At 36.6% G+C, this 25921-nt stretch carries 25 protein-coding genes, 1 pseudogene and 1 other annotated feature; of the genes and pseudogenes, 21 read left to right on the forward strand and 5 right to left on the reverse strand.

Annotation, left to right across the window (positions count from 1 at the left end; all coding sequences use genetic code 11):
- Nucleotides 1-45: 45 nt before the first annotated feature.
- The 12 genes from AC3WTI_RS16580 to pheA all read left to right on the forward strand — a co-directional run bounded on the left by AC3WTI_RS16580 (nucleotide 46) and on the right by pheA (nucleotide 12209).
- Nucleotides 46-1434 (forward strand): Rne/Rng family ribonuclease, encoded by a 1389-nt coding sequence (locus AC3WTI_RS16580; protein WP_087957057.1) that lies wholly within the window; start codon nucleotides 46-48, stop codon nucleotides 1432-1434.
- Between the two features lie 77 nt (nucleotides 1435-1511).
- Nucleotides 1512-1589: a sequence feature (ribosomal protein L21 leader region), on the forward strand.
- A 14-nt stretch (nucleotides 1590-1603) separates the two neighbouring features.
- Entirely contained in the window at nucleotides 1604-1912 is a 309-nt protein-coding gene (rplU, locus tag AC3WTI_RS16585; protein WP_000270907.1) for a 50S ribosomal protein L21, read from the forward strand.
- An 11-nt stretch (nucleotides 1913-1923) separates the two neighbouring features.
- Nucleotides 1924-2268, forward strand: coding sequence for a ribosomal-processing cysteine protease Prp (locus tag AC3WTI_RS16590; protein ID WP_001973720.1), 345 nt, complete (start codon nucleotides 1924-1926; stop codon nucleotides 2266-2268).
- 3 nt (nucleotides 2269-2271) lie between these two features.
- Nucleotides 2272-2562: a 50S ribosomal protein L27 gene (gene rpmA / locus AC3WTI_RS16595; RefSeq protein WP_000944957.1), complete on the forward strand. Its 291-nt coding sequence runs from the start codon at nucleotides 2272-2274 to the stop codon at nucleotides 2560-2562.
- A gap of 63 nt (nucleotides 2563-2625) precedes the next feature.
- On the forward strand, nucleotides 2626-3174 hold the full coding sequence (locus AC3WTI_RS16600) for a sporulation initiation phosphotransferase B (RefSeq protein WP_001003587.1): 549 nt from the start codon (nucleotides 2626-2628) through the stop codon (nucleotides 3172-3174).
- A complete protein-coding gene (gene obgE, locus AC3WTI_RS16605) occupies nucleotides 3174-4460 on the forward strand; it encodes a GTPase ObgE (RefSeq protein WP_048531424.1) in 1287 nt (428 codons plus the stop codon). The genes AC3WTI_RS16600 and obgE overlap by 1 nt, the downstream gene beginning before the upstream one ends.
- 291 nt (nucleotides 4461-4751) lie before the next feature.
- Nucleotides 4752-5459 (forward strand): response regulator transcription factor, encoded by a 708-nt coding sequence (locus AC3WTI_RS16610; RefSeq protein ID WP_087957056.1) that lies wholly within the window; start codon nucleotides 4752-4754, stop codon nucleotides 5457-5459.
- Nucleotides 5449-6531, forward strand: a complete 1083-nt coding sequence (locus AC3WTI_RS16615; RefSeq protein WP_087957055.1) for a HAMP domain-containing histidine kinase — start codon at nucleotides 5449-5451, stop codon at nucleotides 6529-6531. The genes AC3WTI_RS16610 and AC3WTI_RS16615 overlap by 11 nt, the downstream gene beginning before the upstream one ends.
- Nucleotides 6532-6624: 93 nt before the next feature.
- The gene (locus AC3WTI_RS16620; RefSeq protein ID WP_000114530.1) at nucleotides 6625-7401 is read left to right on the forward strand and encodes an ABC transporter ATP-binding protein; all 777 of its coding nucleotides are present in this window, start codon (nucleotides 6625-6627) and stop codon (nucleotides 7399-7401) included.
- A complete protein-coding gene (locus tag AC3WTI_RS16625; RefSeq protein WP_097840797.1) occupies nucleotides 7376-9298 on the forward strand; it encodes an ABC transporter permease in 1923 nt (640 codons plus the stop codon). Before AC3WTI_RS16620 ends, AC3WTI_RS16625 begins: the two co-directional genes overlap by 26 nt.
- Before the next feature lie 49 nt (nucleotides 9299-9347).
- Entirely contained in the window at nucleotides 9348-11261 is a 1914-nt protein-coding gene (locus tag AC3WTI_RS16630; RefSeq protein WP_097840796.1) for an ABC transporter permease, read from the forward strand.
- A 96-nt stretch (nucleotides 11262-11357) separates the two neighbouring features.
- Complete coding sequence (gene pheA, locus AC3WTI_RS16635) at nucleotides 11358-12209, forward strand: prephenate dehydratase (RefSeq protein WP_000621725.1); 852 nt, start codon at nucleotides 11358-11360, stop codon at nucleotides 12207-12209.
- 62 nt (nucleotides 12210-12271) lie between these two features.
- Here the strand turns inward: pheA and AC3WTI_RS16640 are convergent, their stop codons facing one another.
- The 3 genes from AC3WTI_RS16640 to AC3WTI_RS16650 form a co-directional block, all read right to left on the reverse strand.
- Nucleotides 12272-12919: an MOSC domain-containing protein gene (locus AC3WTI_RS16640; RefSeq protein WP_087957052.1), complete on the reverse strand. Its 648-nt coding sequence runs from the start codon at nucleotides 12917-12919 to the stop codon at nucleotides 12272-12274.
- A gap of 79 nt (nucleotides 12920-12998) precedes the next feature.
- On the reverse strand, nucleotides 12999-13541 hold the full coding sequence (locus AC3WTI_RS16645; protein WP_000812240.1) for a transcription repressor NadR: 543 nt from the start codon (nucleotides 13539-13541) through the stop codon (nucleotides 12999-13001).
- A complete protein-coding gene (locus AC3WTI_RS16650; protein WP_087957050.1) occupies nucleotides 13541-14683 on the reverse strand; it encodes an IscS subfamily cysteine desulfurase in 1143 nt (380 codons plus the stop codon). The genes AC3WTI_RS16645 and AC3WTI_RS16650 overlap by 1 nt, the downstream gene beginning before the upstream one ends.
- 152 nt (nucleotides 14684-14835) lie before the next feature.
- Between AC3WTI_RS16650 and nadB the strand changes: the two genes are divergently transcribed.
- The 5 genes and pseudogenes from nadB to AC3WTI_RS16675 all read left to right on the forward strand — a co-directional run bounded on the left by nadB (nucleotide 14836) and on the right by AC3WTI_RS16675 (nucleotide 21121).
- Entirely contained in the window at nucleotides 14836-16365 is a 1530-nt protein-coding gene (nadB, locus tag AC3WTI_RS16655) for an L-aspartate oxidase (RefSeq protein WP_097840795.1), read from the forward strand.
- Between the two features lie 19 nt (nucleotides 16366-16384).
- Nucleotides 16385-17218, forward strand: coding sequence for a carboxylating nicotinate-nucleotide diphosphorylase (gene nadC / locus AC3WTI_RS16660; protein WP_087957048.1), 834 nt, complete (start codon nucleotides 16385-16387; stop codon nucleotides 17216-17218).
- A gap of 30 nt (nucleotides 17219-17248) precedes the next feature.
- Nucleotides 17249-18355, forward strand: coding sequence for a quinolinate synthase NadA (gene nadA / locus AC3WTI_RS16665; protein ID WP_087957047.1), 1107 nt, complete (start codon nucleotides 17249-17251; stop codon nucleotides 18353-18355).
- A 225-nt stretch (nucleotides 18356-18580) separates the two neighbouring features.
- A pseudogene (gene safA, locus AC3WTI_RS16670) lies at nucleotides 18581-18737 on the forward strand (SafA/ExsA family spore coat assembly protein); the annotation flags it as partial.
- 1736 nt (nucleotides 18738-20473) lie between these two features.
- Nucleotides 20474-21121, forward strand: coding sequence for a YhcN/YlaJ family sporulation lipoprotein (locus AC3WTI_RS16675; protein WP_087957045.1), 648 nt, complete (start codon nucleotides 20474-20476; stop codon nucleotides 21119-21121).
- 186 nt (nucleotides 21122-21307) lie between these two features.
- On the opposite strand, the gene AC3WTI_RS16680 is transcribed toward AC3WTI_RS16675, so the two are convergent.
- Nucleotides 21308-21742 (reverse strand): branched-chain amino acid ABC transporter substrate-binding protein, encoded by a 435-nt coding sequence (locus AC3WTI_RS16680; RefSeq protein ID WP_142286680.1) that lies wholly within the window; start codon nucleotides 21740-21742, stop codon nucleotides 21308-21310.
- Between the two features lie 445 nt (nucleotides 21743-22187).
- Between AC3WTI_RS16680 and AC3WTI_RS16685 the strand changes: the two genes are divergently transcribed.
- The 3 genes from AC3WTI_RS16685 (at nucleotide 22188) to AC3WTI_RS16695 (ending at nucleotide 24156) form a co-directional block, all read left to right on the forward strand.
- Nucleotides 22188-22508, forward strand: coding sequence for an ArsR/SmtB family transcription factor (locus tag AC3WTI_RS16685; protein ID WP_087957043.1), 321 nt, complete (start codon nucleotides 22188-22190; stop codon nucleotides 22506-22508).
- Nucleotides 22509-22575: 67 nt separating this feature from the next.
- Nucleotides 22576-23505, forward strand: coding sequence for a DMT family transporter (locus AC3WTI_RS16690; RefSeq protein WP_087957042.1), 930 nt, complete (start codon nucleotides 22576-22578; stop codon nucleotides 23503-23505).
- Nucleotides 23506-23625: 120 nt separating this feature from the next.
- Nucleotides 23626-24156 carry a BofC C-terminal domain-containing protein gene (locus AC3WTI_RS16695; protein ID WP_087957041.1) on the forward strand — a complete coding sequence of 177 codons (531 nt, stop codon included), beginning with the start codon at nucleotides 23626-23628 and terminating at the stop codon, nucleotides 24154-24156.
- Between the two features lie 10 nt (nucleotides 24157-24166).
- Here AC3WTI_RS16695 and AC3WTI_RS16700 read toward each other — a convergent pair whose 3' ends face one another.
- Nucleotides 24167-25111 (reverse strand): iron-hydroxamate ABC transporter substrate-binding protein, encoded by a 945-nt coding sequence (locus AC3WTI_RS16700; protein WP_087957040.1) that lies wholly within the window; start codon nucleotides 25109-25111, stop codon nucleotides 24167-24169.
- A 188-nt stretch (nucleotides 25112-25299) separates the two neighbouring features.
- Here AC3WTI_RS16700 and ruvA point away from each other — a divergent pair, with 188 nt between their 5' ends.
- Nucleotides 25300-25917, forward strand: a complete 618-nt coding sequence (gene ruvA, locus AC3WTI_RS16705; RefSeq protein ID WP_000464511.1) for a Holliday junction DNA helicase RuvA — start codon at nucleotides 25300-25302, stop codon at nucleotides 25915-25917.
- Nucleotides 25918-25921: the final 4 nt, after the last annotated feature.

Genomic DNA, 25921 nt, shown 5'->3' on the forward strand with positions numbered 1-25921 from the left:
TTATTATTGTAAAAGCAAAGAAGAGTATAAAGTGAGGAAAGAATTTTGAAAACGTTATATATAAACTACGCTGGATCGGAAAAACGAGTTGCAATTGAAGAGAAGAAAAAAATGGTTGAGTTTTTATGGAAGCGAAATGAAGAACAAGAGATTGTTGGACATATTTATGTTGGACGGATCGCAAGAACGATTGCCGGAATGAACGCAGCATTTGTAAATATCGGTTTAGAAAAGCATGCGTATCTTTCATACGATGATGTGCCGTCTTCTTATCGTATACATGAAGGGCAGGCCGTACTCGTACAAGTTGTGAAAGAGGCAATTGATACGAAAGGGCCGAAATTGACAGCGAACATAGAATTTACCGGGAAATATGTCGTTTATATGCCATATGATGAAATGCGTGCCGTTTCTCGGAAAATAAAAAACAATAAAAGAAGGCAGCAACTACTCCAAATTGAAGTAGAAGGGACAGGTGGATATATTTTCCGTTCTGCTTCTGAAAAAGGAGAAATTGAAGAAATACAGGCTGAAATGCAAAGATTACAGCAGCTATATGAAGAGTTAAAAAGAAAAGAGGACCAAGGAAAGGCACCGTTATTACTTCATCGACCAGCCACCTTTTTAGATCGTGTATTTCAAGAGAATCCAATTGAAACGATTGAAAAAGTAGTTGTAGATACAAGAAGTATAGTAAAAGAATTAGAAGAAAAAGTCGGAAAAGAAAAAGTATCTTTCTATAATGAAAAATCTTCAATGTTTAGCCATTTTGGAATAGAGCGTGAGATCGAGAAAGCACTTCAAAAAATTGTGTGGCTCCCGAACGGTGCGTATTTAATTGTGGAACAAATGGAGACGATGACTGTAATTGACGTGAATACGGGCAAGTTTACTGGAAAACAGAATTTACAAGATACAGTCCTTCGTACAAATGAATTGGCTGCTGAAGAGATAGCACGTCAATTAAGATTACGTGATATTGGCGGTATGATATTAATTGATTTCATTAATATGAAAAGAAGAGAAGACAAAGAAAAGGTCAGAGAATGTCTCATCGCTGCTATGCAGAGTGATCGCACATATACGAGAGTACTTGGGTTTACGGAGTTAGGGATTTTGGAGATGACACGTAAACGTAAAAAACATTCTTTACGCGACGTATTACTAGAAGAGTGTGTACCGTGCAAAGGGACGGGGTATGTGATGTCATATGAAACAATTGCGTATGAGTTAGAGAGAGAGCTAATCGCATATGGAAATATAGAAGACGAAGCAGTATTAATTGCTGGACCTAAAGAATTACAAAAACAATTTTTTCAAAAAGAATTACAAAAAAATATTCCATTTGAAATTTATTTCAAAGATGATATGATCGAAAAGTACGCCATTATCCGTTTTGGAAGTAAAAAAGAAATTGTAGAACGGAAAAAATAGTTAGTAGAACTTTCATTGACAACCGTCTATGATTCATGATAACATCTTTATGTTATAGTTTATAGCACCTAAACGGCTATATGCTACAACCGCACAAGACAGGTTCCCTAAAGGCATTTATGTCTACCTCGTTTTTGGCGAGTCTTAGTAATTAAGAGGAGGTGCAAGTATGTACGCAATTATTGAAACAGGTGGAAAACAAATTAAAGTTGAAGCTGGTCAAGCAATCTACATTGAAAAATTAGATGTTGAAGCTGGTGAAACTGTTACTTTTGACAAAGTTCTTTTCGTTGGTGGCGAAAACGTTAAAGTTGGTAGCCCAGTTGTAGAAGGTGCAACAGTTACTGCGAAAGTTGAAAAACAAGGTCGCGCTAAGAAAATCATCGTTTTCAAATACAAAGCGAAAAAGAACAATCGTAAGAAACAAGGTCATCGTCAACCTTACACTAAGCTAGTTGTTGAAGCTATCAACGCTTAATTCAGGTTAACATGATTAAAATTACGATAAGTCGCACGAAATTAGGAAGTATCCAATCATTTAAAATGACTGGACATGCCGATTATGCGCCACATGGACAAGATCTTGTCTGTGCTGGAACTACAGCGGTTGTGTTTGGTTCTATAAATGCAGTGGAAGAACTTTGTAATGTGCAGGCAACTATTGAACTCGGAAGCGATGGCGGATTCTTAACGTATGAATTGCCTAATGATTTAGACGTTCATGCAGCAGAAAAAGCACAAACGCTTTTAGAAGGATTGGTTGTTTCGCTTAAGACGATCGAACTTGATTACGGAAAGTATATCCGTTTAATAGAAAAAGTGCAGGAGGTGTAACGTATGTTAAGATTAGATCTTCAGTTTTTCGCATCTAAGAAAGGTGTAGGTAGTACAAAGAACGGTCGTGACTCTCAGTCAAAACGTCTTGGTGCTAAACGCGCAGATGGTCAAACGGTTTCAGGTGGTTCAATTCTTTACCGTCAACGCGGTACAAAAATTTATCCAGGTGTTAACGTTGGTCGTGGTGGCGATGACACTTTATACGCGAAAGTTGACGGCGTAGTACGCTTTGAGCGTCTTGGCCGTGACCGCAAACAAGTGAGCGTATATCCTGTTGCTCAAGAAGCATAAGAACTCACGGAAAACTCTAACCTGAGTGCAGGTTAGAGTTTTTCTATATTAAGGGGTATCTAAATGAATGAAAAATGGACAATTATAGATGCATTGCGCCATTCAAGGCATGATTGGCTCAATCGTATGCAGATGGTGAAAGGAAACCTTTCCCTTGGAAAAGTGGAAGAAATTCATAGTCTCATCGATCGTTTTGTCCAAGAAGCGAGACAAGAATCCAATCTGATGGGGCTATCAATGCCTTTATTTTCAGAGTGGATTTTAACATATAATTGGAAACAGCAGCCGTGCTTATTGGAGTACGAAGTATTAGGGAAATTACATAACTTATCTCACTTAGATGAGACTGTATGTACATGGACGAATCAATTTTTCTCAATGCTTCAGCATAGTTTAGACGTATATGTTGAAAATTATGTTTGTATTACAATTGAATGTGACGCGGAGAATGCTCGTTTCTTTTTTGATTTTCGTGGTAAGCTAACGAGTGTAGAAGAACTACAGAATTGGCTTGCGACCCAAAACAATAAATGGTATTCCATTTCTTATACAGTAAGAGACGAAGAGGTCTCAGTTATATTACAACCAATTGAAAAAAGTGTGGTGAAATAATGTTTGTAGATCAGGTCAAGATATATGTAAAAGGCGGCGACGGTGGTAACGGAATGGTTGCGTATCGTCGTGAGAAGTATGTTCCAAAAGGTGGCCCAGCAGGTGGCGACGGTGGTAAAGGTGCAGATGTTGTTTTCGTTGTTGAGGAAGGCTTACGTACATTAATGGACTTCCGCTACCAACGTCATTTCAAAGCTGATCGCGGTCAGCACGGAATGAGTAAAGGTCAGCACGGACGTAAATCTGAAGATTTACTTGTAAAGGTTCCACCAGGAACAGTAGTAAAAGATGAAAAAACTGGTCAAATTCTTGCCGATTTAGTAACGCATGGGCAAACTGCTGTAATTGCAAAAGGTGGCCGCGGTGGCCGTGGCAACTCACGTTTCGCAACAGCTACGAACCCAGCGCCAGAAATCGCTGAGAACGGGGAACCAGGTCAAGAGCGTGATGTCATCCTAGAACTTAAAGTACTGGCAGACGTTGGACTTGTCGGATTCCCAAGTGTAGGTAAATCTACATTATTATCTGTCGTATCATCAGCACGTCCGAAAATTGCAGAGTATCACTTCACAACAATCGTTCCAAATCTTGGTGTTGTTGAAACTGGTGATAACCGCAGCTTTGTTATGGCTGACCTTCCTGGACTAATTGAAGGCGCACATGCTGGCGTTGGACTTGGACATCAATTCTTACGTCATATCGAGCGTACACGTGTAATCGTGCATGTTATTGATATGTCTGGTTTAGAAGGCCGTGATCCATTTGAAGATTACGTAACGATTAATAATGAATTAAAAGAATACAATCTTCGCTTAACGGAGCGTCCACAAGTTGTTGTTGCAAACAAAATGGATATGCCAGATGCAGAAGAAAACTTACAAGCATTTAAAGAGAAAGTGGGAGACGAAGTAAAAATCTTCCCAATCTCAGCTGTAACGAAACAAGGTGTTCGTGACTTACTGTTTGAAGTAGCGAACTTAATAGAAACAACACCAGAATTCCCGATACATCAAGTTGCGGATGAGTCTGACACAAGTGTAATGTACAAATTTGATACTGAAGGTGTTAAATTTGAAATTACACGTGAAAGTGATGGCACGTTTGTTATCTCTGGTTACGATATCGAGAAAACATTCAAGATGACAGACTTCTCACGTGATGAATCTATACGTCGTTTCGCTCGTCAAATGCGCGGAATGGGTATTGATGAAGCTCTTCGTGCACGTGGTGCGAAAGACGGAGATATTGTAAAAATTCTTGAATATGAATTTGAATTTATCGACTAAGACTGCCGAAATATGGCAGTCTTTTTTTATCCTACTTTAATGGACAGTAAGCCCCCCACCTCAAAATGCAGCGAAAGCAAAGAAGTTAGGAGGGGGTCGGGCTGCCCATTAAAGTCCGATTGGTGAGGGCTAATAATCAGTGGGAGATGAAGAAAACCCCACTGATTAAAATTTCACTTTATATCGTAAAAGTCTGATTTAAACAGGAAAAAATCCCCACTAATTAAATTTTCAATTTATAATAAAAAGAGGAGTGGTTTTAGAAGAATTTTTTATAGGGAGAAAGTAAACATGTATAAAATATTAATTGTAGAAGACGATGAAAAAATCGCGGGGATATTAGAAGAGCATTTAGAAAGGTATGGCTATCAGTCATTTAGAGCAAGTGATTTACGACATATAAAAGATGAGTTCGTAAAAGTAAATCCGCATCTCGTGTTACTTGATATTAATTTACCGTATTTTGATGGTTTTTATTGGTGTCGTCAAATCCGCAGTGTATCGAATGCACCAATTATTTTTGTTTCTGCAAGAACAGGGGAAATGGATCAAGTAATGGCGATTGAAAATGGCGGTGATGATTACATTACGAAGCCATTCCATTTAGATATTGTAATGGCAAAGGTGAAAAGTGCACTTCGCCGTGGGTATGGTGAGTATGCCTCTGTTGCTGAGAGTGATTGTTTAGGTGTAAATGGACTGTTGTTATTCCCATCTCAGCATGTTGTTGAGTGGCAAGGGCAACAAACAGAACTGACAAAAAATGAATTTTACTTATTAGAGTGTTTAATGAAACAAGCAAATCAATATGTAACGCGCGAAGAACTGTTAGAAGCCCTGTGGGATGAGATAGCTTTTGTCGATGATAATACATTAACTGTAAATGTAAAACGTGTAAGGAAGAAACTAGAGGAGCTAGGCATTAAAAATGCGATTGTAACGAAACGTGGATATGGTTATGCGCTTCTTACAGAGTGGGGAGAAGGGCATGAAGGTTAAAAATTACCTCATGGATCGCTTTTCTTTAATTCTTTCTTATATTGTTAGCCTTTGTTTATTTGGGCTCGTTTTGCAGTTACAAAGTCTTTTAGAAAAGCGATCCATTGATTGGAGTACGTGGTTATACGGACTTTTATTAGGGGTGCTTGTGTTTACTGTATACCTCATTTACGATTACCGAAAACGGAGTGTGTTTTTAAAGAGGATAGAAAAGTATGTTACTGACGGAAATACATTACATGATTCATTGTTTATTGATACTTCTTATACGTCAGAGCAAGAGATGGTCGTTGAATCGTTTACGTTATTAAGACAGCAATATATGAATGAAGTTCATAAACAACATGCCAAAGAACAGCAGCAAATGATATTTATGAATCAATGGATTCATCAAATGAAAACACCAGTATCTGTTATCGAATTACTATTACAGAAGTTTGGTAAAGAACATCGTGAAGCAAGAGTAACAGTTGAAAGTATTCGTGAAGAAAATAATCGTATATTAAACGGTTTAGATTTAGCGTTACATATGGCAAGGTTAGAGCAGTTTGCGAAAGATTATAAGGTAGAAGTAGTAAATGTGATAGATATCATTCGAGGTATTATTAATGAAAATCGAAAATCCTTTATTCAATCGTCTGTATTCCCGAAAGTAATGTTTGGGGAAGATACTTGTATGGTTGCATCTGACAGAAAATGGCTCAGTATTGCTATAAGTCAAATTGTTGTAAACGCAATTAAGTATACGAAAATTTCAGAGACAGAGAAAAAGGAAATTCAATTTCAAATTGAAGAAAAAGATCAAAAAGTATTATTACATATTAAGGACAATGGAATTGGTATTCCAAAGCAAGATGTAAAGCGTATATTTGATCCATTCTTTACGGGAATAAATGGCCGTAAAACGAGAGAAGCGACTGGAATGGGCTTATATATTACGAAGGAAATTTGTGATAATTTACATCACGGTATGTATGTGCAATCGGCTGAAGGGGAAGGGACAACATTCACGTTCCAATTTGCAAAAGATGAAGAATATCATACATTAATGAGAAAAATGACAAAACTGTAAGATAACAAAACGTTTTGTAAGGGAAATCACTCGTTTCTTTTTCTTATTTTTCTTATAGTAAATGTAAGAAGAAAACGCATAGGGGGATTAGAAATGAGTGTTCTTGAAGTAAAAGGATTAACAAAGGTGTATCAATCAAAAGGTTCAGTAGCGACGACTGCTTTAAATGATATAAATTTTAAAATAGAAGAAGGCGAATTTGTAGGGATTATGGGTCCTTCAGGAAGCGGGAAAACAACGCTTTTAAATTTATTAGCAACAATTGATAAGCAAACTTCAGGTCATGTGCTTGTAAATGGGGAAGAAATTAATCAAATGCGTGCTGCAAAATTAGCGGAGTTTCGCCGTACACATTTAGGATTTATCTTCCAAGATTTTAACTTGCTTGATACGTTATCGATTAAAGAAAATATTATTTTACCACTTGTCATGGCGAAGAAATCTGTAAATGAAATCGATGCAAAAGTGCTTGAGATTGCAAAGTTTTTAAATATCGAAGAAATTTTAAATAAAAAAGTATATGAAGTATCAGGCGGACAACAACAACGTGCAGCAGCTGCGAGAGCGATTATTCATGAGCCTACGTTAATTTTAGCAGATGAGCCGACTGGAAACTTAGATTCGAAGTCAGCAAAATCATTAATGAGCGCGTTGCAAGACTTACATGAACAAAAGAAAGTAACAATTGCAATGGTAACGCATGATCCAGTAGCGGCGAGTTATTGCGAACGTATTCTTTTCATTCGCGATGGAGAGATTTTCTCAGAAATTCATAAAGGAAGAACGAAGCAAGCCTTTTTCCAAGAAATTCTGGACGTACTTGCGATGCTAGGAGGAGAATATCATGAACTTTCGCCAGCTCGCGCTTAATAATGTAAAAGGAAATTGGCGTAATTATAAAGCGTTTCTTATAAGTAGTTGTTTATCGATAGTCGTATTTTTCATGTATGCTTCCTTCATTTATCATCCAGATGTTGTAGGCGGTAATATTAGTATGAGAGCGATGATTTCAAAAGGGTTAGAATCGATGAATTATATTGTAGTCATCTTCTCAGCACTCTTTATTTTATATGCAAATTCCACATTTTTACGAGCAAGGAAAAAAGAGTTTGGTCTATTAACATTAATAGGTGGAACGAAATCTCAACTTGGCCGAATGATTATATTAGAGCAACTTATGTTAGGTAGTATTGCAATTGTAGTAGGTATCGGGCTTGGCATGCTTTGTTCAAAATTATTTTTCCAAGCATTAAGTGTAATATTGAAAATAGATAAAACACTTCCACTCGTATGGAATAGTAAAGCAGTTTTGATTACAGCGGGTGTATACTTTATTCTATTTTTAATCCTATCATTGTTTAGCGTTTGGACAGTAGGACGCTTGCAAATTATTGATTTATTAAGAGAAGCAAGAAAACAAAAAGTAGAACCTTTTGCATTTACATGGTTATGTGTAGTTGGTATAGGATGTATTATTGTTGCATATGTACTTAGCTTCCAAGTGACATTTATGAATTTTATCATTCTGTTTTTACCGATTGTAGGGTTGACGATAGGCGGAACTTATTTACTGTTTACACAAGGTAGTACAGTCGTATTAAAGGCGTTACAAAAACGAACAAAATCTTTTTATACATATCCAAATATGTTCGTACTTAGCAATCTGATTTATAAAATGAAAGATAATGCTCGTTTTTTATTTGTAATTTCTATCATTACGGCCGTTGTATCGTCAGCAGTTGGTACACTGTACGTATTTTTTGAGGATATGAGTTATAAGGCAGTAACTAGTACCCCGCATGCTATTTCGTATGAGGAAAAAGGAATACATACGCATAATGTCATCAAAGAAGGAAAAACAAAAGAATTAATAAAAAAACATGGATTTAAAGAAGCGCGAGAAGTAACGTACGTAAAACTTCCTGGAACTCAAAAAATCACGATGTTTAACAGTGAACATGAGATGCCAATGGCGATTGTTTCAGAAAAAGAATATAACGCTGAAGTACGTAAACAAAAAAGAGAGCAAGTTAGAGAAGTTCATAATGCACCTGGTAGTGCAACGATGGTCATAACGGATATGGCGAACGATATGATGAAGGTAGATCTTGCGAAACCGTATGAATTTAAAATGAACGGACAAACGCAGTCTGTTCAATTAAATCAGCCAACTTCATTTTCTGTTTTTAATGATAGTGAATATCTCATTGTAAATGATCAAGATTTTGAGAAATACGCAAAGCTCGTACCGGATGAAGAAAAGACGAAATATTACGGTTATTATATAGAAGACTGGAAAAGTACAGAAGATCTTGTGTTAGATTTGAAAAAGGAAGTTGCACCAGATAAGCAAGAGGAATTGCATAACTCAGTGTTCGCTTATAAAAATATAAGAGAATCAGGGGCGATTACAATGTTTATTGGTTTCTTTGTAGCTGTACTGTTCTTCTTCTTCGCTTGTAGTATGACGTACTTTAAATGGTTTAACGATAAAGAACAAGATCGTATTCAGTTTAAATCGTTAAAGAGAATCGGTATGACAGATAAAGAAATTCGTAAAATTGCGATTCGACAAATGGGCGTTATCTTCTTTATCCCAATTGTAATTGGTGCCATTCATAGTGGATTTGCTCTTCATACGTTAGGGAAAATGCTTTATCTCGATTTATGGAAATCAGGTGCGATTGTAATTGGAGCATACATTGTAGCTTCTGCGATTTACTTTATAATCGCGCAAAGAGGATATTTGAAACACGTGCAAAGCTAGAGAAACCTCTAGCTTTTTGCCTATGTAGTAAGTTATAGGGGGACGATAGATGAACATTCGGCAACTAGCGCTACAAAATATAAAAGGAAATTGGCGTAATTATAAAGTGTTTTTCTTAAGTAGTTGTTTTGCAATATTTGCGTCTTTTGCATACATGTCTGTTATTGTACATCCGTATATGCAAGAGACACTGTGGTATCAAAACGTACGCTGGGGACTTGTTATATGTAATGTTATTATCATTTCTTTTTTTGTCATATTTATTTTGTACTCTACTTCTATTTTTATAGAGGCACGTAAGAAAGAATTAGGATTATATATGTTAATGGGAGCAACGAAATCTAACGTAATTGGCGTAATTATGACCGAACAAATGTTGATCGGGGTATTTGCTAATATTTTTGGTATTGGGATTGGCATGATCTTTTTGAAACTCTTTTTTATGGTGTTTAGCATGCTAATGCGTCTTCCGAAAGAACTCCCTGTCATATTTGACGTGAAAGCGATTTTGGTAACGTTTATTACATATATGGTTGTTTTTATTCTGTTATCTTTTATAAGTGCTTTACGTATATGGAACATAAAAATCATTCGGTTGTTGAAAGAATTTCGAACGGATAAAAAAGAGAAGAAAACATCAATATGGCTTTGTATATTCGGCTTTATTTGTTTAGGGGCAGGATATGCGTTAGCGCTACAAGTGACAATGGAAACGATAGGATTATATTTTTTCCCTGTGTCTATACTTGTTTTTTTCGGAACGTACTTTTCTTTTACACACGGTGCAATCCAATTGTTGGAAATGATTAAACGAAATAAAAAGATTATGTATACATATCCGTATTTATTTATAGTGAATCAATTGTCACATCGAATGAAGGAAAATGGTCGCTTTTTCTTTATGCTTTCTATGGCAACGACATTTGTAGTTACGGCAACAGGTACGGTGTTCTTATATTTTTCTAGCATGCAAGATATGTGGCGAGATGGGGGCGCACACTCATTTTCATACATAGAAAAAGGTGTTTCTACCCATGAAGTCTTTGCAGAAGGTACGGTTGAACAATTACTGCATCAATATGGATATGATGATTTTCAATTTATGAGTTTTGTTGGAGTGTATGCATCTTTTCAGTCCAACAAGGGAGAAGCAGAAGTAGCGCCGCTCATTAAAGAAAGTGAATACAATCAGGAGGCAAGAAAACAAAAACAGAAAACGTATCATCCTAAAAAAGGAACTGTTACACTTGTTTTTTATAATAAATACAATCGTTCGAATATATATAATCAAAAAGAGATTCAATTACAAGTAATGAATCAAACGTATCCATTCGTATTTAACGGTCAGAAAGAAGGGGTGCAATTTAACTATCATCTTGCGCACATTAACGGTCTGTTTTTCGTCATGAATGATGAAGATTTTGACAGTATAGCAAATCAGGTTCCTGATTCTGAAAAAATGATATATAGAGGTTATACATTACCAAATATCGAAAATACGAAAAAATTAAATGAAGATTTACGGAAACATATGAAACAAGATGATAATAACGCATTTCGAAGTAATATGGAGTTATATGTGAATATGAAAGAGTTCGGCAATATTACTCTATTTATAGGTTCATTCATTAGTATATTATTTTTTCTTACATCATGTAGTATCGTATATTTTAAATGGTTTCATAATATTTCATCGGATCGAAAGCAATACGGGGCACTTTCTAAGCTGGGAATGACGAAGGAAGAAGTGTGGAGGATTTCTCGCTGGCAATTGTGTATGCTATTTTTTGCACCAATTATAGTGGGGAGTATGCATAGTGCGGTTGCGTTATATACGTTTCATAATACGATCTTTATGGACGGTTCATTACGAAAAGTAGGCTTATTTATTCTGTTTTATATCGCTGCATGCATCGTTTATTTCTTCTTTGCTCAAAGAGAATATAAGAAACATTTAGACTAGCAAATGCTAGTCTTTTTTTAATATTCGAAATTTACATAGAAGAATATAAAAAAGTATGGTATAACAGTAAGAAAACGAAAAAGAGGGGAAAAGACGATGATTCGAGTAGGATATTTAGGACCAGAAGCAACATTTACAAATATGGCGGTGAGTCGTTTTTTTCCGGAAGCAGAGCATGTACCGTATCGAACGATCCCAGATTGTATGGATGCAGCTGCAAATGGAAATGTAGATTATGCAGTGGTACCACTAGAAAACGCCATAGAAGGTTCCGTGAATATAACAGTTGATTACCTCGTGCATGAGCAACCACTTTCTATTGTAGGAGAAATTACAGTACCAATTCAGCAACATTTACTTGTGCATCCGCAGTATGCAGAAGTGTGGGAAGAAGTATATGCAGTGCATTCTCATCCGCACGCTATTGCCCAATGTCATAAGTTTTTAAATGAAGAATTAAAAGGGATAACTGCTCGAGATATGACATCAACAAGTGCCGCTGCACAATATGTAAAAGAACATCCTGAAGAAAAAATTGCTGCCATTGCAAATGAAGCAGCTGCAGAGAAATACGGATTGACTATTGTAAGACGAAGTATTCATACACATAAAAATAATCATACACGTTTCCTCGTGCTCCATAAGAAAAAGAAAGCAATACTCTCAAATAACGGAGAAAACCGCGGAGAGAAAACGACGCTTATGATAACGTTACCTGCTGATTATGCAGGAGCACTATATCAAGTGTTATCAGCTTTCGCATGGAGAAAACTAAACTTATCAAAAATCGAATCGCGTCCGATGAAAACAGGACTTGGAAATTACTTTTTCTTAATCGATGTCGACAAAGCATACGATGACGTATTATTGCCAGGTGTAACGATGGAACTTGAAGCACTCGGTTTTTCTGTTACTGTGCTTGGGAGTTATTCTTCTTATTGGTTGTAAGGGGAGCTAGGTTATACCGCGTGATAGATAAATAAAATCCCACCTATAAATGGTGGGATTCTTTATTTTAACTTCGCAAGACGATCTTCTAGCTGACCTCGCCAAACATCAGCTAGTTCTGGAACAGCAAGAATTTTTTCAATAGCATCTTTATCTTTTCTATTATGAAAATAAATTTCGTTAGAGAACAAAACAGAAACATTGCTCGGTTGACGTTCTAGTAATGTAATTTTTGAATCTTTACGTACATTACCTTCTTGAAGAACGCGGCATAGGTAGCCAGTAAATCCGGTTGCTACAATGCGCGGCAGTATGCCAGGAATACCGAGGCGTTTTGAAATCGTGCTACAAGGTACGCGCGCTTGTGTCACTTGAATAATCGCTTCACCTAATTTGTATGTATCTCCGATGCAAACATCATGTTCTAACATATTTGTTACGGTAATGTTTTCGCCAAATGCGGAAGCTGGAAGTGTTGTTTGGAATTCTTTTTCCCATAGTGCGTAATGCTCATGTGAGTACACACAAACTGCGCGATCAGGTCCACCGTGGTGTTTTAAATCTGCTACATCATCACCAAGGAAGCCATCTTTTGATAGGAAAGCTTCTTCGGTAAGTTCTTTACATATACCGGTAATCATTTCTTTATCTTCGCTATATTTCATTTGTTTCGGCTTGCCAATGCTAAAGTGAACGAGTTCAATTCCCATATTTGATCTCCTTTACGATTGATTACAATATTATAGCATTAAAAAAGCACAGAGAATGATAAAAACTCTGTGCTTTACATTAATAAACGAGAAATCCTGCTTTATCTAGTGCCTCGCAAGCAGCGTCTAACTTTTCTTTTGAATCGGCCTCAATTGTATGTAAGTGAATACCATCCGTTAGTTGCGAAAGATAGGAAGCATTTGTGTTTTCGATTTTTTGTAAATATTGCTCTACATCAAAGCGATTGCTTACCATGATGGATGCTGTTAAGTCACCGTATACAGGATGCTCAACTTTTACATCTTTAATCGTAACGCCATGGTCAACAAGCATTGTAAGTTCTTGACGTACTTCCGCTGGTTTATGTTGGCATACAATTACGCGTTCGAAAGCTTGTTGTTTCTCTTGTGGTTTTAAATATAAATATCCTTGAGCAGTTGCAATAATCGGTTCGTTTCGTGCTTTAAGTAAGGAAATATCTTGCACGATCACTTGCCTACTTACGTTTGTCTTTTTCGATAGTTCATTCCCAGATAACGGCTCATTTGCAGCGAGAAGCCACTGAAGGATAAGCTGTCGTCTTTCTTCGCCTAAAATCTTTTTTTGGTCATTTTGTTTCATTATGATTTAACACCTCTATAAAATTGATTTCCAATTGTGTGTAGTGCATGAATAGTAGTATCAATTTGATCTTTCGTTGTTTGTTGCCCGAAAGAGAAGCGGACATATTGTTTTGCCTCTTCATACGTTTTTCCAATTGCAAGCATTGTTTTCGAAGGTTCTTGTTTACCAACTTGGCAAGCACTTCCGGTGGAAATGGCAATACCATGGCGATTACATTCTAGCATTGTATATTGACCTTCTATTCCTTTTATTGTAACCCCAATAATATGTGGTAAACAAGAAGTAGAATGACCTTCTACTTCAATTTCTAGAGGAAGTGCTTGTAATTGCTCTAAAAAGTAGGATCGTAACTCTTTAAAACGTAAGCTTTCTTCCTGTTGATTTTTTAATATATTCTCAGCAGCTGTTAAAAAAGATGCGATGCCAGGAACGTTTACTGTACCTGGGCGAAACCCTTTTTCGTGAGAAGTTCCCGGAAATATTTGTGCCCAGCGAACTTGTGGATTTATATAGCAAGCGCCAACACCTTTTGGGCCGTAAATTTTATGTGCTGAAACAGAAAAACTATCAATCCCCATCTCAAAAACATTGATAGGAAGCTTACCAAATGTTTGCACACAATCGGAATGAAATAAAACGTTATATTTTTTTAAAAGTGCTCCGATCTCTGTGATGTTTTGGACGGTTCCGATTTCAGAGTTTCCGTGCTGTATGCTTGCTAGAACAGTATTTTCTGTAATAGCTGTTTCTAAATCATCTAAATGAATTCGCCCATCTGTATCAACGGGAATTTCAGTAATTGTATACCCTTCTGATTGTAAGGATTGAAAATAACTTCGAATGGATGCGTGTTCCATAGGTGTCGTAATAATATGCTTCTTATTTCGGGCATTGAGAAGAGATTGAATCGCAAGATAGTTAGATTCTGAGCCGCCGCTCGTGAAGAATACCCCTTGTTCTTTTCCACCAATCATGTCAGCAAATGTTTTTCTGCAAACTTGTAATAAAGAAGAGGCTGTTCCTCCAATGTCATGTAAACTTTGCTCATTTCCGAAGTATTGTGATGCTGCCTTCATATATGTTTGTAATGCTTCCACGCTCATAGGTGTAGTAGCCGCATAGTCAAGATATATCATCATATAAGTTCCTCTCTCTAGTAAGAGTTACATTTCTATTATTTTTTAAATGGTAGTGAAAATAAGAATTATAAAAAAACTCTTGTCATTATTTTAAAACTATGTAAATATAGGTGTCAAGACAGTTGAAAAGTGTAAAGTAGGAGGCAACAATTATGCCAAGTGCAGATGTCTTAATTATTGGAAGTGGCGTTGCGGCACTTCGTGTTGCGAAAGAGATTTGTCACGAAAAGAATGTGATTATTATCACAAAGGAAACGAACCGTAATAATAATACATATTTAGCGCAAGGCGGAATTGCCGCAGCGGTTGCTACATATGACAATCCAAACGATCATTTTGAAGATACGTTAGTAGCAGGGTGTCATTATAACAATGAAGATGTGGTCCGTTATTTAGTCGAGGAAGGACCGAAAGAGATGAATAATCTCATGGAAAACGGAATGAAATTTGATGGAGATGAAATGGGCCCTCATCTTGGAAAAGAAGGTGCACATCGAAAGCGTCGCATTTTACATGCAGGCGGCGATGCGACAGGAAAGAATTTATTAGAGCATTTCATTCAAGAAGTAGCTCCGCACGTTACGGTAGTGGAACAGGAAATGGTGCTCGATTTTATTATAGAAAATGATAAATGTATTGGAGTTTTAACGCGAAATAGTGAGGGGAAGCTGAAGCGTTACGTTGCAGATTATACGGTGTTAGCAACAGGTGGAATTGGCGGTTTATATGCCTTTACTTCTAACGATAAGACAATTACAGGTGATGGACTTGCGATGGTATACCGCGCAGGCGGAGAGCTCGTAGATTTAGAGTTTGTACAATTTCATCCAACAATGTTATACGCGAACGGGCAATGCTGTGGTCTCGTCTCTGAAGCTGTCCGCGGTGAAGGAGCTGTCCTTATAAATGGAAAAGGGCAGCGTTTTATGATGGATATACACCATGATCACGACCTCGCGCCGCGTGATGTAGTGGCAAGAGCGATTCATGAACAGCTTTTGATGGGTGAACAAGTGTATTTGAATATCGAGTCTATCCAAAATTTTGAAGCACGTTTTCCAACTGTATCATCATTGTGTAAACAGAATGGTGTCGATATAACTAAAAAATGCATTCCGGTCGTACCAGGTGCTCATTTTCATATGGGTGGCGTGAAAACGAACTGTGATGGGGAGACATCTATTCCAAATTTATATGCAGTCGGTGAAGTAGCTTGTAACGGCGTTCATGGAGCAAATAGATTAGCAAGTAATTCATTATTAGAAGGTCTTGTGTTTGGGAAAAGAATAGGACAACATATTTTAACGAAAGCGGTAAAAGACAGATTGAACAACTTTGCTGAGAAGGAAAAGAAGTTTATCGTTCTGAATCATTTGCCGGCAAAAGAAGAAATACAAGAATGCATGATGAAGTACGTTGGGATTGTGCGAACAGAGCAAAGTTTATCTTATGCAAAGAGATGGCTTAGTAAATACGGTGTTCGAAATATGATATTGCAACATGATGCTCTTACAAATGAAGAGATAACGCTTATTAATATGTTAACAGTCTGTGAGCTTATAGTCGTATCAGCTTTGCAAAGAGAAGAAAGCATTGGTGGTCATTACCGAAGTGATTATCCAGATAGAAATAGCGTAAAAAAAGAGATCGTTCGAGTGAAAAGAAAACTAAAACTTGTGTGATGAAGGGAAGAGGGGCTTTATGAACACGATAAAAGTGAAAGAAGCATTAAATCGATTTTTTCTAGAAGATATAGGAGAACGAGATGTAACGTCTCAGCTTATTTTTCCAGACAATTTACTTTCAAAAGGAACGTTTCTTGCGAAGGATACAGGGGTCTTTGCGGGGCGTTTCGTAATTGAAGAAGGATTTAAATTAATTGATGAAAGAATTGAAGTAGAGCTTCATAAAAAAGATGGAGATCTTGTAGAAAAGGGCGAAATAATAGCAACTGCGCAAGGACCAATTGCTTCGTTATTAACGGCAGAGCGCGTTATATTAAACGTTATCCAGCGTATGAGCGGGATAGCGACGATGACACATAAAGCCGTTCGTACTTTAGATAGTAGCCATACACGCATTTGTGATACGCGAAAAACAATGCCGGGGCTACGTATGTTTGATAAGTATGCAGTCGTGTGCGGAGGCGGATTTAATCACCGTTTCGGTTTATATGACGGTGTCATGATTAAAGACAATCATATTGCTTTTGCTGGTTCTATTACGAAAGCTGTTACATCGGTGAAAGAAAAATTAGGACATATGGTGAAAGTAGAAGTGGAAACAGAAACAGAGGAACAAGTGAGAGAAGCTGTAGCTGCTGGTGCAGATATCATTATGTTTGATAACCGTACGCCAGATGAGATTCGAGAGTTTTCAAAGATTGTACCAAGTGCCATCGTTACGGAAGCATCAGGAGGCATTACAATTGAAGATTTATCGAAATATGGAAAAACAGGGGTAGATTATATTTCACTTGGAGCGTTAACACATTCAGTGAAAGCACTTGATATTAGTTTCAACATAGAGGCGTAAGGAAAGTGGCTTAGAGGGGGAGAAAGGGATATGAGTATTTTAGAAAAAGTGCAACCGATTGAAAAGATGTTACCGGAGCGTTATTACACGATGACAATAGAAGATATGGAAAAGCGTGTTCGTGAAATTAAAGAAAAAATGGGGAAAACACTATTTATTCCAGGACATCATTATCAAAAAGATGAAGTGGTACAATTTTCTGATGCAGCAGGAGATTCACTTCAGCTTGCGCAAGTTGCAGCGAGCAATAAAGAAGCAAAATATATTGTGTTTTGTGGTGTACACTTTATGGCAGAAACAGCAGATATGTTAACGACAGATGATCAAATCGTTATTTTGCCAGATATGCGTGCAGGTTGTTCAATGGCCGATATGGCAGATATCGAACAAACAGAAAGAGCGTGGAAAGAGCTCACAAAATTATTTGGAGATACGATGATTCCGTTAACATATGTCAATTCTACAGCTGCAATTAAAGCGTTTTGCGGTCGGAATGGCGGAGCGACAGTAACTTCTTCTAATGCAAAACAAATGGTATCTTGGGCCTTTACACAAAAAGAGCGTCTTGTCTTTTTACCGGACCAACATTTAGGAAGAAATACAGCGTACGATTTAGGTATCCCGTTAGATAAAATGGCAGTATGGGACCCGCATACAGATTCATTAGAGTATGGTGGAGATATAGAAGAAATTCAAGTGATTTTATGGAAAGGACATTGCTCGGTTCATCAAAACTTTACAGTGAAAAACATTGAGAACGTACGGAAAAATCATCCGGATATGAATATTATCGTACATCCAGAATGTTGCTACGAAGTTGTAGCTGCTTCGGATTATGCAGGTTCAACGAAATATATTATTGATATGATTGAATCGGCTCCATCTGGAAGTAAATGGGCGATTGGTACAGAAATGAATTTAGTGAATCGTATTATTCAACAACATCCAGATAAAGAAATTGTTTCGCTTAATCCATTTATGTGTCCGTGTTTAACGATGAACCGAATTGATCTACCTCACTTGTTATGGGCGCTTGAAACGATAGAAAGAGGAGAAGTAATTAACGTGATTAGTGTAGATAAAAAAGTGACCGAAGAAGCGGTTCTTGCATTAAATCGTATGTTAGAGCGAGTGTAAAGCAGCGGATTCCCGTTGCTTTTTTTCGTACATATAATCATAACGAGAACGAAAAGGGCATACATTGTTGTGAAGAAATCATTGCGATTTTTTTATGCTTATTCCACTTCAAACTATATTGGAAATAGAAGAAGTGTTAAAAGTGAAAAGAAGTTCATGTTATTTAGAAAGAGTTACTTCATGAGATTTGTTACTTATAGATAAGTTATACAGGAGGGGGAAAATTTGAAAATTCATATCGTGCAAAAAGGGGATACCCTTTGGAAAATTGCGAAAAAGTACGGAGTGGATTTTGATACGTTGAAAAATACAAATACACAACTTAGTAATCCAGATTTAATCATGCCAGGTATGAAAATTAAGGTGCCATCAAACAGCGTTCATGTAAAACAGCAGGCTGGAGCAGGTTCAGCACCTCCAAAACAATACGTAAAAGAAGTGCAACAAAAAGAATTTGCAGCAACTCCAACGCCGCTTGGAATAGAAGATGAAGAAGAAGTTACGTATCAATCAGCGCCAATTACACAGCAGCCTGCTATGCAACAAACACAAAAAGAGGTGCAAGTAAAACCACAGAAGGAAATGCAAGTGAAGCCGCAAAAAGAAGTACAGGTAAAGCCACAAAAAGAAGTGCAAAAAGAAAAGCCAATTCAAATAGAGAAACCAATTCAAATAGAAAAACCAGTTGAAAAACCGTCTGTTATTCAAAAACCACCTGTTATAGAAAAACAAAAACCAACAGAGAAAGAAAACACGAAGTTTTCAGTAAATGTGTTACCACAGCCGCCGCAACCACCAATCAAAGCGAAAAAAGAATATAAAATTTCAGATGTAATTAAAAAAGGAAGCGAGTTAATTGCTCCTCAAATTAATAAGATGAAACCTAATAACGTCATTTCTCCACAAACGAAAAAAAATAACATCGTATCACCGCAAGTAAAGAAAGAAAATGTAGGGAATATCGTATCGCCACAAACAAAGAAAGAAAATATAGGGAATATCGTATCGCCGCAAGTGAAGAAAGAAAATGTAGGAAACATTGTATCACCGCAAGTGAAGAAAGAAAATGTAGGGAATATCGTATCACCGCAAGTAAAGAAAGAAAATGTAGGGAATATCGTATCACCGCAAGTGAAGAAAGAAAATGTAGGAAATATCGTATCACCGCAAGTGAAGAAAGAAAATGTAGGAAATGTTGTGTCACCGCAAGTAAAGAAAGAAAATGTAGGAAATATCGTATCACCAAATGTATCGAAAGAAAATGTAGTTATCCCACAAGTAATACCGCCAAATATTCAAGTGCCAAACATCATGCCGATTATGGATAACAATCAACCACCAAACATCATGCCGATTATGGATAACAATCAACCACCAAACATCATGCCAATTATGGATAATAATCAAATGCCAAACATCATGCCAATTATGGATAATAATCAAATGCCAAACATCATGCCAATTATGGATAATAATCAAATGCCAAACATCATGCCAATTATGGATAATAATCAAATGCCAAACATCATGCCGATTATGGATAACAATCAACCACCAAATATGATGCCATATCAAATGCCATACCAACAACCTATGATGCCGCCGAATCCGTATTATCAACCACCAAATCCATATCAAATGCCATATCAGCAAGGAGCGCCGTTTGGACCACAGTACACGTCTATGCCAAATCCAAATATGATGCCAATGGATAATAATATGCCACCGCTCGTGCAAGGAGAGGAAGATTGTGGGTGCGGAGGAGAAAGCAGACTATATAGCCCACAACCTGGAGGACCACAATACGCGAACCCTTTATATTATCAACCGACTCAATCCGCATATGCACCACAGCCAGGAACGATGTATTACCAACCAGATCCACCAAATGTATTTGGGGAGCCCGTTTCAGAAGAAGAGGATGAAGAAGAAGTTTAAAAAAGGTGGGGTTATTCCCACCTTTTTTTGTATGTAGAGTTGTTTTGAAAAAGGAAGATCTACATCGAATGTTAGAAAATTCCCAGTGAAATATTAACAGTGTAAAAACCTTCTCTGTTACTCATCATAAGAGGGAGCTTTTCAGAAGAGAAGCTCATTCTAACAGAGGGGGTTTTTGTATTGAATACGAAAGTAAAAGTGATTGCTGCTTCTTTGTTAGTTACCAGTGCGTTAGCTGCATGTGGTACACCAAAAGATAACAATGCAATGGATGGACGTAACTACAATTACGAGCGTACATCTTATAATGATACACACCAGTATCGTGATAATGTAACGCGTAATGATCGTTATACAGATTATGTAACATATAGAAATGGCCGTAACGGTACAGGATATAACAATTATTACCGCGATGTAAATTACAACGGTCAAATTGCTAATCCGCATCCAACACGAAATATTACAATGAACAATTCATACATTAACAATGATGGTAAAACTGCAGAAAAAATTACAAATCGTGTGAAACGTATGAATAACGTAGACCGTGTGTCTACAGTTGTATATGGAAACGATGTGGCGATTGCGGTAAAACCACGTAATCCAGTAACAAATGAAACAGCGATGGCAAATGAAGTTCGTCAAGCTGTTGTAAATGAAGTTGGAAACAGAAACGTATATGTTTCTGTAAGAAATGATATGTTTACTCGTGTCGATGCAATGAGTACACGCTTACGTAATGGTACAGTTACAAACGATTTTAATCGTGACATAACAAATATGTTCCGAGACATTCGTTACGGTTTAACTGGTACTATGCGATAGCAAAGTAAAAGAGGAAGGGGTTGCCCTTCCTCTTTATCCCGCTTTAATGGGCAGTAAGACCCCAACCTCAAGATTCAGCGAAAGCAAAGAATTTAGGTGGGGGTCGGGCTGTCCATTAAAGTCCGATTGGTGAGGGCTGATAATCAGTGGGGGATGAAGAAAACCCCCATTGATTAAAGTTTCACTTTATTCATCGTCGCCTTGTAAACGACGTTTTTTAATAAAATAACTAACCGAATAAGAACCTAAAAAGCATATGAAGAGAATACCACCTGTGGAAATTGCTTCAAAGATAGGTCTTTCTGGACTGAAAATAATATAAATAATAGCCATAACGATTCCTACAATAAGAGAGCGTAAAACAATTTTATAATAAGGAGTTAATTTTATTTCCTTTTCGCTTTCTTCTACATCGATAGAAACGCTTAATTGTAAATAAGAAAGCACAATACTCGTAAGTATAAATAATAGCCATAATGGAGATTTTGTAATTTGATCCATTCCTTCAGTGAATCCGATATAGCCTAAAATGCCAATTATACCGAGTGATTGAAAAAGAAAAGCGATGCGTATGTTTTTTAATGTTTGTAGAATGAGACGTTCATCCTTTATTTTTTTCACAATATCCATCTCCTGTTTATTATGATTTCGCTGTTACATCAATTGTAACATATATATTGCATTTATCAATTTATAATTTACATATAATTCATTTGGATGAAAGAGGAAATAAAATATTTTTATAAACATGTTGCACTTATACGTTATTAATGTTATATTAGCAAAGCGATGAGCTAATTTACGTAAGACGAGAGATATGCTTAAGTGCTAAACACGCGAATGTGGTCGCCTGGTCTCTCGCCGTAAACGCATCAAGACGCCTGCTTTGCAGGCGTCTTTCATTTTATATGAATGTAATGGGAAGAATGGAGAAATCCAAGCTTCCCTTTTTTATTGGAATAAAAGTCGGAAAATAAAGTTATTTACAAGTGTATATGAAAGAGTTACTATTTAATGGTAATATATTACATGTTTTTCAGATATAAAAGATTGGGATGAATGGGATATGGAGAACTTTGAATGTAGAAATACAGAAGTTGTATTAGAGAAATTTCAGGTCGTAACCCCTATATTTCAGGCGTTGGGAGATGAGAATCGTCAGCAAATTATTATGCTGTTATTACAAAATAAACAGATGAATGTAACGCAAATAACAGATAAAATGGGGATTTCTAGACCGGCTGTTTCGCATCATTTGAAAATTTTAAGACAAGCAGAACTAATTGTAGCGGATCGAAATGGAAAAGAAATTTTTTATTCTATAATAGCTGGAGAATTTTTAAAACAGGTGAAGGATTTACTTCAAGCAATAGAATCAAATTATTAATTTTTTTTAACTAACACGTAAACAAGTTTAAACTTTTAAACCTGTTTACGTGAAAGGGGTAATAAAAATGAACAGGATAAATCGTATGTATGTCATTATGTTGCTTGTTCCGTTATTTTGGGGTGGATCTTTTGCAACAGCAGAGCATGTTATTACTGAAATTCCACCGATTACTGCGGCAACAATTCGTTTTGGTTTAGCGGGTTGTATTTTAATAGGCATCGTGTTTATGAAATCTGAGTGGAATACAAGTTTGTTATTAAAGAATTGGAAAGGCCTGTTATTTGTATCGTTAACAGGTATTTTTGGCTACAATGTTTTTTTCTTTATGGGACTTAACTATACTTCCACTCTGAATGGCTCGCTTATTATTGCTACAATGCCTGTTTTTGTAACATTGGGAGCAATATTGTTTTTTAAAGAGTCTTGGAGTATAAAAGTCGGAATAAGTTTAACTTTGTCACTTGTCGGTGTAATAGTGGTTATTACGGGTGGTTCAATGGATATACTTATGTCTTTGTCATTTAATAAGGGAGATCTTTTATTTATAGCTGCTTTAACCTGTGGGATTTTATATAGCTTAACAGGAAAAAAGGTTATGAGTGGTATCGCTCCTTTGTTAACAACAATGAGTATGACAGTATTGGGTACTGTGTTTTTAGCAGGCCTTTCTCTATATGAAGATGGGTGGGGAAAGGTTGCAACGCTCTCTTTACAGGGATGGATAGAAATGTTGTATATGGTCGTATGCGGAACGTTAGTTGGATATATCGTGTTTAATAAAGGGGTTGAAGAACTAGGTGCAAGCAAAGCGAGTATGTATTTAAATCTAACCCCTATTGTGGCTACTGGTATATCAGTTATATTGTATGGAGCAGATGTTACGTGGCAACAAATAGTTGGGATGATAATCGTACTAATTGGGGTTTATATAGCAACGGTACAATCAAATAAAGGTATAAAAAAGTTTTCACGTAATCAATACGTTTCGAAATAGGTAGAAATCATTGGACTCTATAAGTCTTAATGAGAGTAATCTATGAATTAGGGATAAAACCCCCACTTCCGGAAAAACTACTAATGAAAGTTTGATCTTGCCTAAAAGAGGTGAACGGAAATGAGATGGATACTGATTGCGATGCAAGCTTTCGTTATGATGTTTTGTTTCTTTTATGAAACGAATGTGAAGGCGGAAGGACCAGTACCAAAAATAACAGAAAAAGAGCCGGAAGTTACAATTTTATTAGAGCGAATGTATGTTGATGGAGAAGTAAGTGAGGAAATCTTTACAGAAAAAGTGGCGAATTTAGAAAAGTTTTTACAGCAATATAAAGAATGGCAGCTCGTTGATCGTGATGATGTACAAATCGTATTGCAAAAGAAAGTTGATGATATTTCTCCGTTATTAAAGACGAGCGGTTATTTTGGCGTGTCAGAGGAAGGGATATTACAAATTTTTAAAGGTGTACCGAAAAGTGATAATGCGATTCATTCCTTCTTTCAAATTGATATGAAAAAGCTTGAGAGTTATGATCGTGCGAAATTGAAGCGTGGCATTCGTATTAAATCAAAAGAAGGTTTTGTGAAGACGATTGAAAAAATGAAACAATACGCAGTGCAGAATAAGAAAAAAAGCAGCTCATGGTGAGCTGCTTTTTTTACTTGTTTTTATCTAAAATTTGTTTTGCAATTTCATCGATTAGCATGTCTTTTCCGATTGGATTGAATGCTTTCGTATTGAAGACTTCATTTGATACTTCATACACATGATTGTTTTTTACTGCTTTATTGTCTTTCCAAACGGCACTATTTTTGTAGTCTTCGTAAACTTTATCAGCTTCGCCGCCAAAGTTCACAATAAACATTTGATCAGGTTGGAATGCAACAAGACCTTCTAGCGATACTTGTGCCATCGTTTGTTTTAAATCTGTACCTTTTGTTGCTGGAAGTTTTAAGTCATTAAAGATGATGTCACCGTATCCGAAGCTACCGTATACACGGAAGTTTTGTGGTGTAACTGCGACGAACATAAAGTTCTCATCTTTTGTTTTGTCTTTAATTTTTTTAGATAAAGAGTCTGCTTTTTTATCGTAGTCTGCAATCCATTTGTCTGCTTTCTTCTCTTCGTCAAATAGTTTACCTACTTCTTTAAACTTACCACGCCAGTCTTCTAAGTTTGTTTCTAGAACAACTGTCGGTGCAACCTTTTCTAATTGATCATAAATCTTCAATTGACGATTATTTAAAATAATTAAGTCGGGTTTTAAAGCAGTAACAGCTTCTAAATCAACTTTAGGTGCCCAGTACCAACCTACTGCTTTTACGCCATCTAATTTCTCTGTTAAATGATTTTGGATTTTATCTTTATATGTATTTGCTGTACCAACGGGTTTGTGTCCAAGAAGTAATAATTCTTCTGTTGATCCAGATAAATCAACAATTCTCTTTGGATTTACTGGAATTGTTGCTTCCCCTTTAGCGTGTTTTACAACTTTTGTTTTCGGTTGTTCTTTTGTTTTTGTTTCTTCTTTTTGAGAAGAACAGCCAACGATAGAAAGAACGACTAGCATAATAGTACATAAAATAAATAGCTTCTGTTTCATCCTGATGTAACCCCTTTAATTAGTATTGATAATCATTATCGACTTCTGTATATTAAGGCGCTTTATACTTTCTGTCAATGGAAAATAACAGAAGTTTCAAACGGAGAACATTTGTTGGGGCAGTCTCGCTTTTCTATCATTAAATATGTTAAAATGGAATACATGATTTAAGAGGGAGAGATTGTATTTTGTTTGAATATGTTACAGGTTACGTGGAGTATGTAGGACCGGAATATGTCGTAATTGATCATAATGGAATTGGTTATCAAATTTTCACACCGAATCCGTATGTATTTCAAAGAAGTAAGCAAGAAATCCGTGTCTATACATATCATTATGTGAGAGAAGATATTATGGCACTTTACGGGTTTAAAACACGTGAAGAGCGTTTATTATTTACAAAATTGTTAGGTGTGTCTGGTATTGGACCAAAAGGCGCTCTTGCAATATTAGCTTCTGGTCAAACAGGACAGGTCGTTCAAGCAATTGAACATGAAGATGAGAAGTTTCTAGTGAAATTCCCGGGCGTCGGAAAGAAAACAGCGCGCCAAATGATTTTAGATTTAAAAGGAAAACTAGCAGATGTCGTGCCAGATGCATTTGTTGATTTATTCTCAGACACAGAACGTTTTGATGAGAAGAAAGGTTCATCAGCTGAGCTTGATGAGGCGCTGGAAGCTCTGCGCGCACTTGGATACGCAGAACGAGAAGTTTCTCGCGTTGTACCAGAGTTATTAAAAGAATCGTTAACGACGGATCAGTATATTAAAAAGGCACTTAGTCTTTTACTAAATGGTAAGAGGTGAGTAT

Source organism: Bacillus sp. EB106-02-03-XG38, from assembly GCF_058792175.1.

What these genes read in the sequence shown, in the direction of transcription:
- AC3WTI_RS16685 (WP_087957043.1), top strand. Translation starts at nt 22,188, where the DNA reads ATGGAGAACTTTGAATGTAGAAATACAGAAGTTGTATTAGAGAAATTT.
- obgE (WP_048531424.1), top strand. Translation starts at nt 3,174, where the DNA reads ATGTTTGTAGATCAGGTCAAGATATATGTAAAAGGCGGCGACGGTGGT.
- AC3WTI_RS16640 (WP_087957052.1), bottom strand. Translation starts at nt 12,919, where the DNA reads ATGGGAATTGAACTCGTTCACTTTAGCATTGGCAAGCCGAAACAAATG.
- AC3WTI_RS16700 (WP_087957040.1), bottom strand. Translation starts at nt 25,111, where the DNA reads ATGAAACAGAAGCTATTTATTTTATGTACTATTATGCTAGTCGTTCTT.
- rplU (WP_000270907.1), top strand. Translation starts at nt 1,604, where the DNA reads ATGTACGCAATTATTGAAACAGGTGGAAAACAAATTAAAGTTGAAGCT.
- AC3WTI_RS16630 (WP_097840796.1), top strand. Translation starts at nt 9,348, where the DNA reads ATGAACATTCGGCAACTAGCGCTACAAAATATAAAAGGAAATTGGCGT.
- AC3WTI_RS16610 (WP_087957056.1), top strand. Translation starts at nt 4,752, where the DNA reads ATGTATAAAATATTAATTGTAGAAGACGATGAAAAAATCGCGGGGATA.
- AC3WTI_RS16650 (WP_087957050.1), bottom strand. Translation starts at nt 14,683, where the DNA reads ATGATGATATATCTTGACTATGCGGCTACTACACCTATGAGCGTGGAA.
- AC3WTI_RS16590 (WP_001973720.1), top strand. Translation starts at nt 1,924, where the DNA reads ATGATTAAAATTACGATAAGTCGCACGAAATTAGGAAGTATCCAATCA.
- AC3WTI_RS16645 (WP_000812240.1), bottom strand. Translation starts at nt 13,541, where the DNA reads ATGAAACAAAATGACCAAAAAAAGATTTTAGGCGAAGAAAGACGACAG.
- AC3WTI_RS16600 (WP_001003587.1), top strand. Translation starts at nt 2,626, where the DNA reads ATGAATGAAAAATGGACAATTATAGATGCATTGCGCCATTCAAGGCAT.
- nadC (WP_087957048.1), top strand. Translation starts at nt 16,385, where the DNA reads ATGAACACGATAAAAGTGAAAGAAGCATTAAATCGATTTTTTCTAGAA.
- rpmA (WP_000944957.1), top strand. Translation starts at nt 2,272, where the DNA reads ATGTTAAGATTAGATCTTCAGTTTTTCGCATCTAAGAAAGGTGTAGGT.
- AC3WTI_RS16620 (WP_000114530.1), top strand. Translation starts at nt 6,625, where the DNA reads ATGAGTGTTCTTGAAGTAAAAGGATTAACAAAGGTGTATCAATCAAAA.
- pheA (WP_000621725.1), top strand. Translation starts at nt 11,358, where the DNA reads ATGATTCGAGTAGGATATTTAGGACCAGAAGCAACATTTACAAATATG.
- AC3WTI_RS16690 (WP_087957042.1), top strand. Translation starts at nt 22,576, where the DNA reads ATGAACAGGATAAATCGTATGTATGTCATTATGTTGCTTGTTCCGTTA.
- AC3WTI_RS16615 (WP_087957055.1), top strand. Translation starts at nt 5,449, where the DNA reads ATGAAGGTTAAAAATTACCTCATGGATCGCTTTTCTTTAATTCTTTCT.
- nadA (WP_087957047.1), top strand. Translation starts at nt 17,249, where the DNA reads ATGAGTATTTTAGAAAAAGTGCAACCGATTGAAAAGATGTTACCGGAG.
- AC3WTI_RS16625 (WP_097840797.1), top strand. Translation starts at nt 7,376, where the DNA reads ATGAACTTTCGCCAGCTCGCGCTTAATAATGTAAAAGGAAATTGGCGT.
- nadB (WP_097840795.1), top strand. Translation starts at nt 14,836, where the DNA reads ATGCCAAGTGCAGATGTCTTAATTATTGGAAGTGGCGTTGCGGCACTT.
- AC3WTI_RS16695 (WP_087957041.1), top strand. Translation starts at nt 23,626, where the DNA reads ATGAGATGGATACTGATTGCGATGCAAGCTTTCGTTATGATGTTTTGT.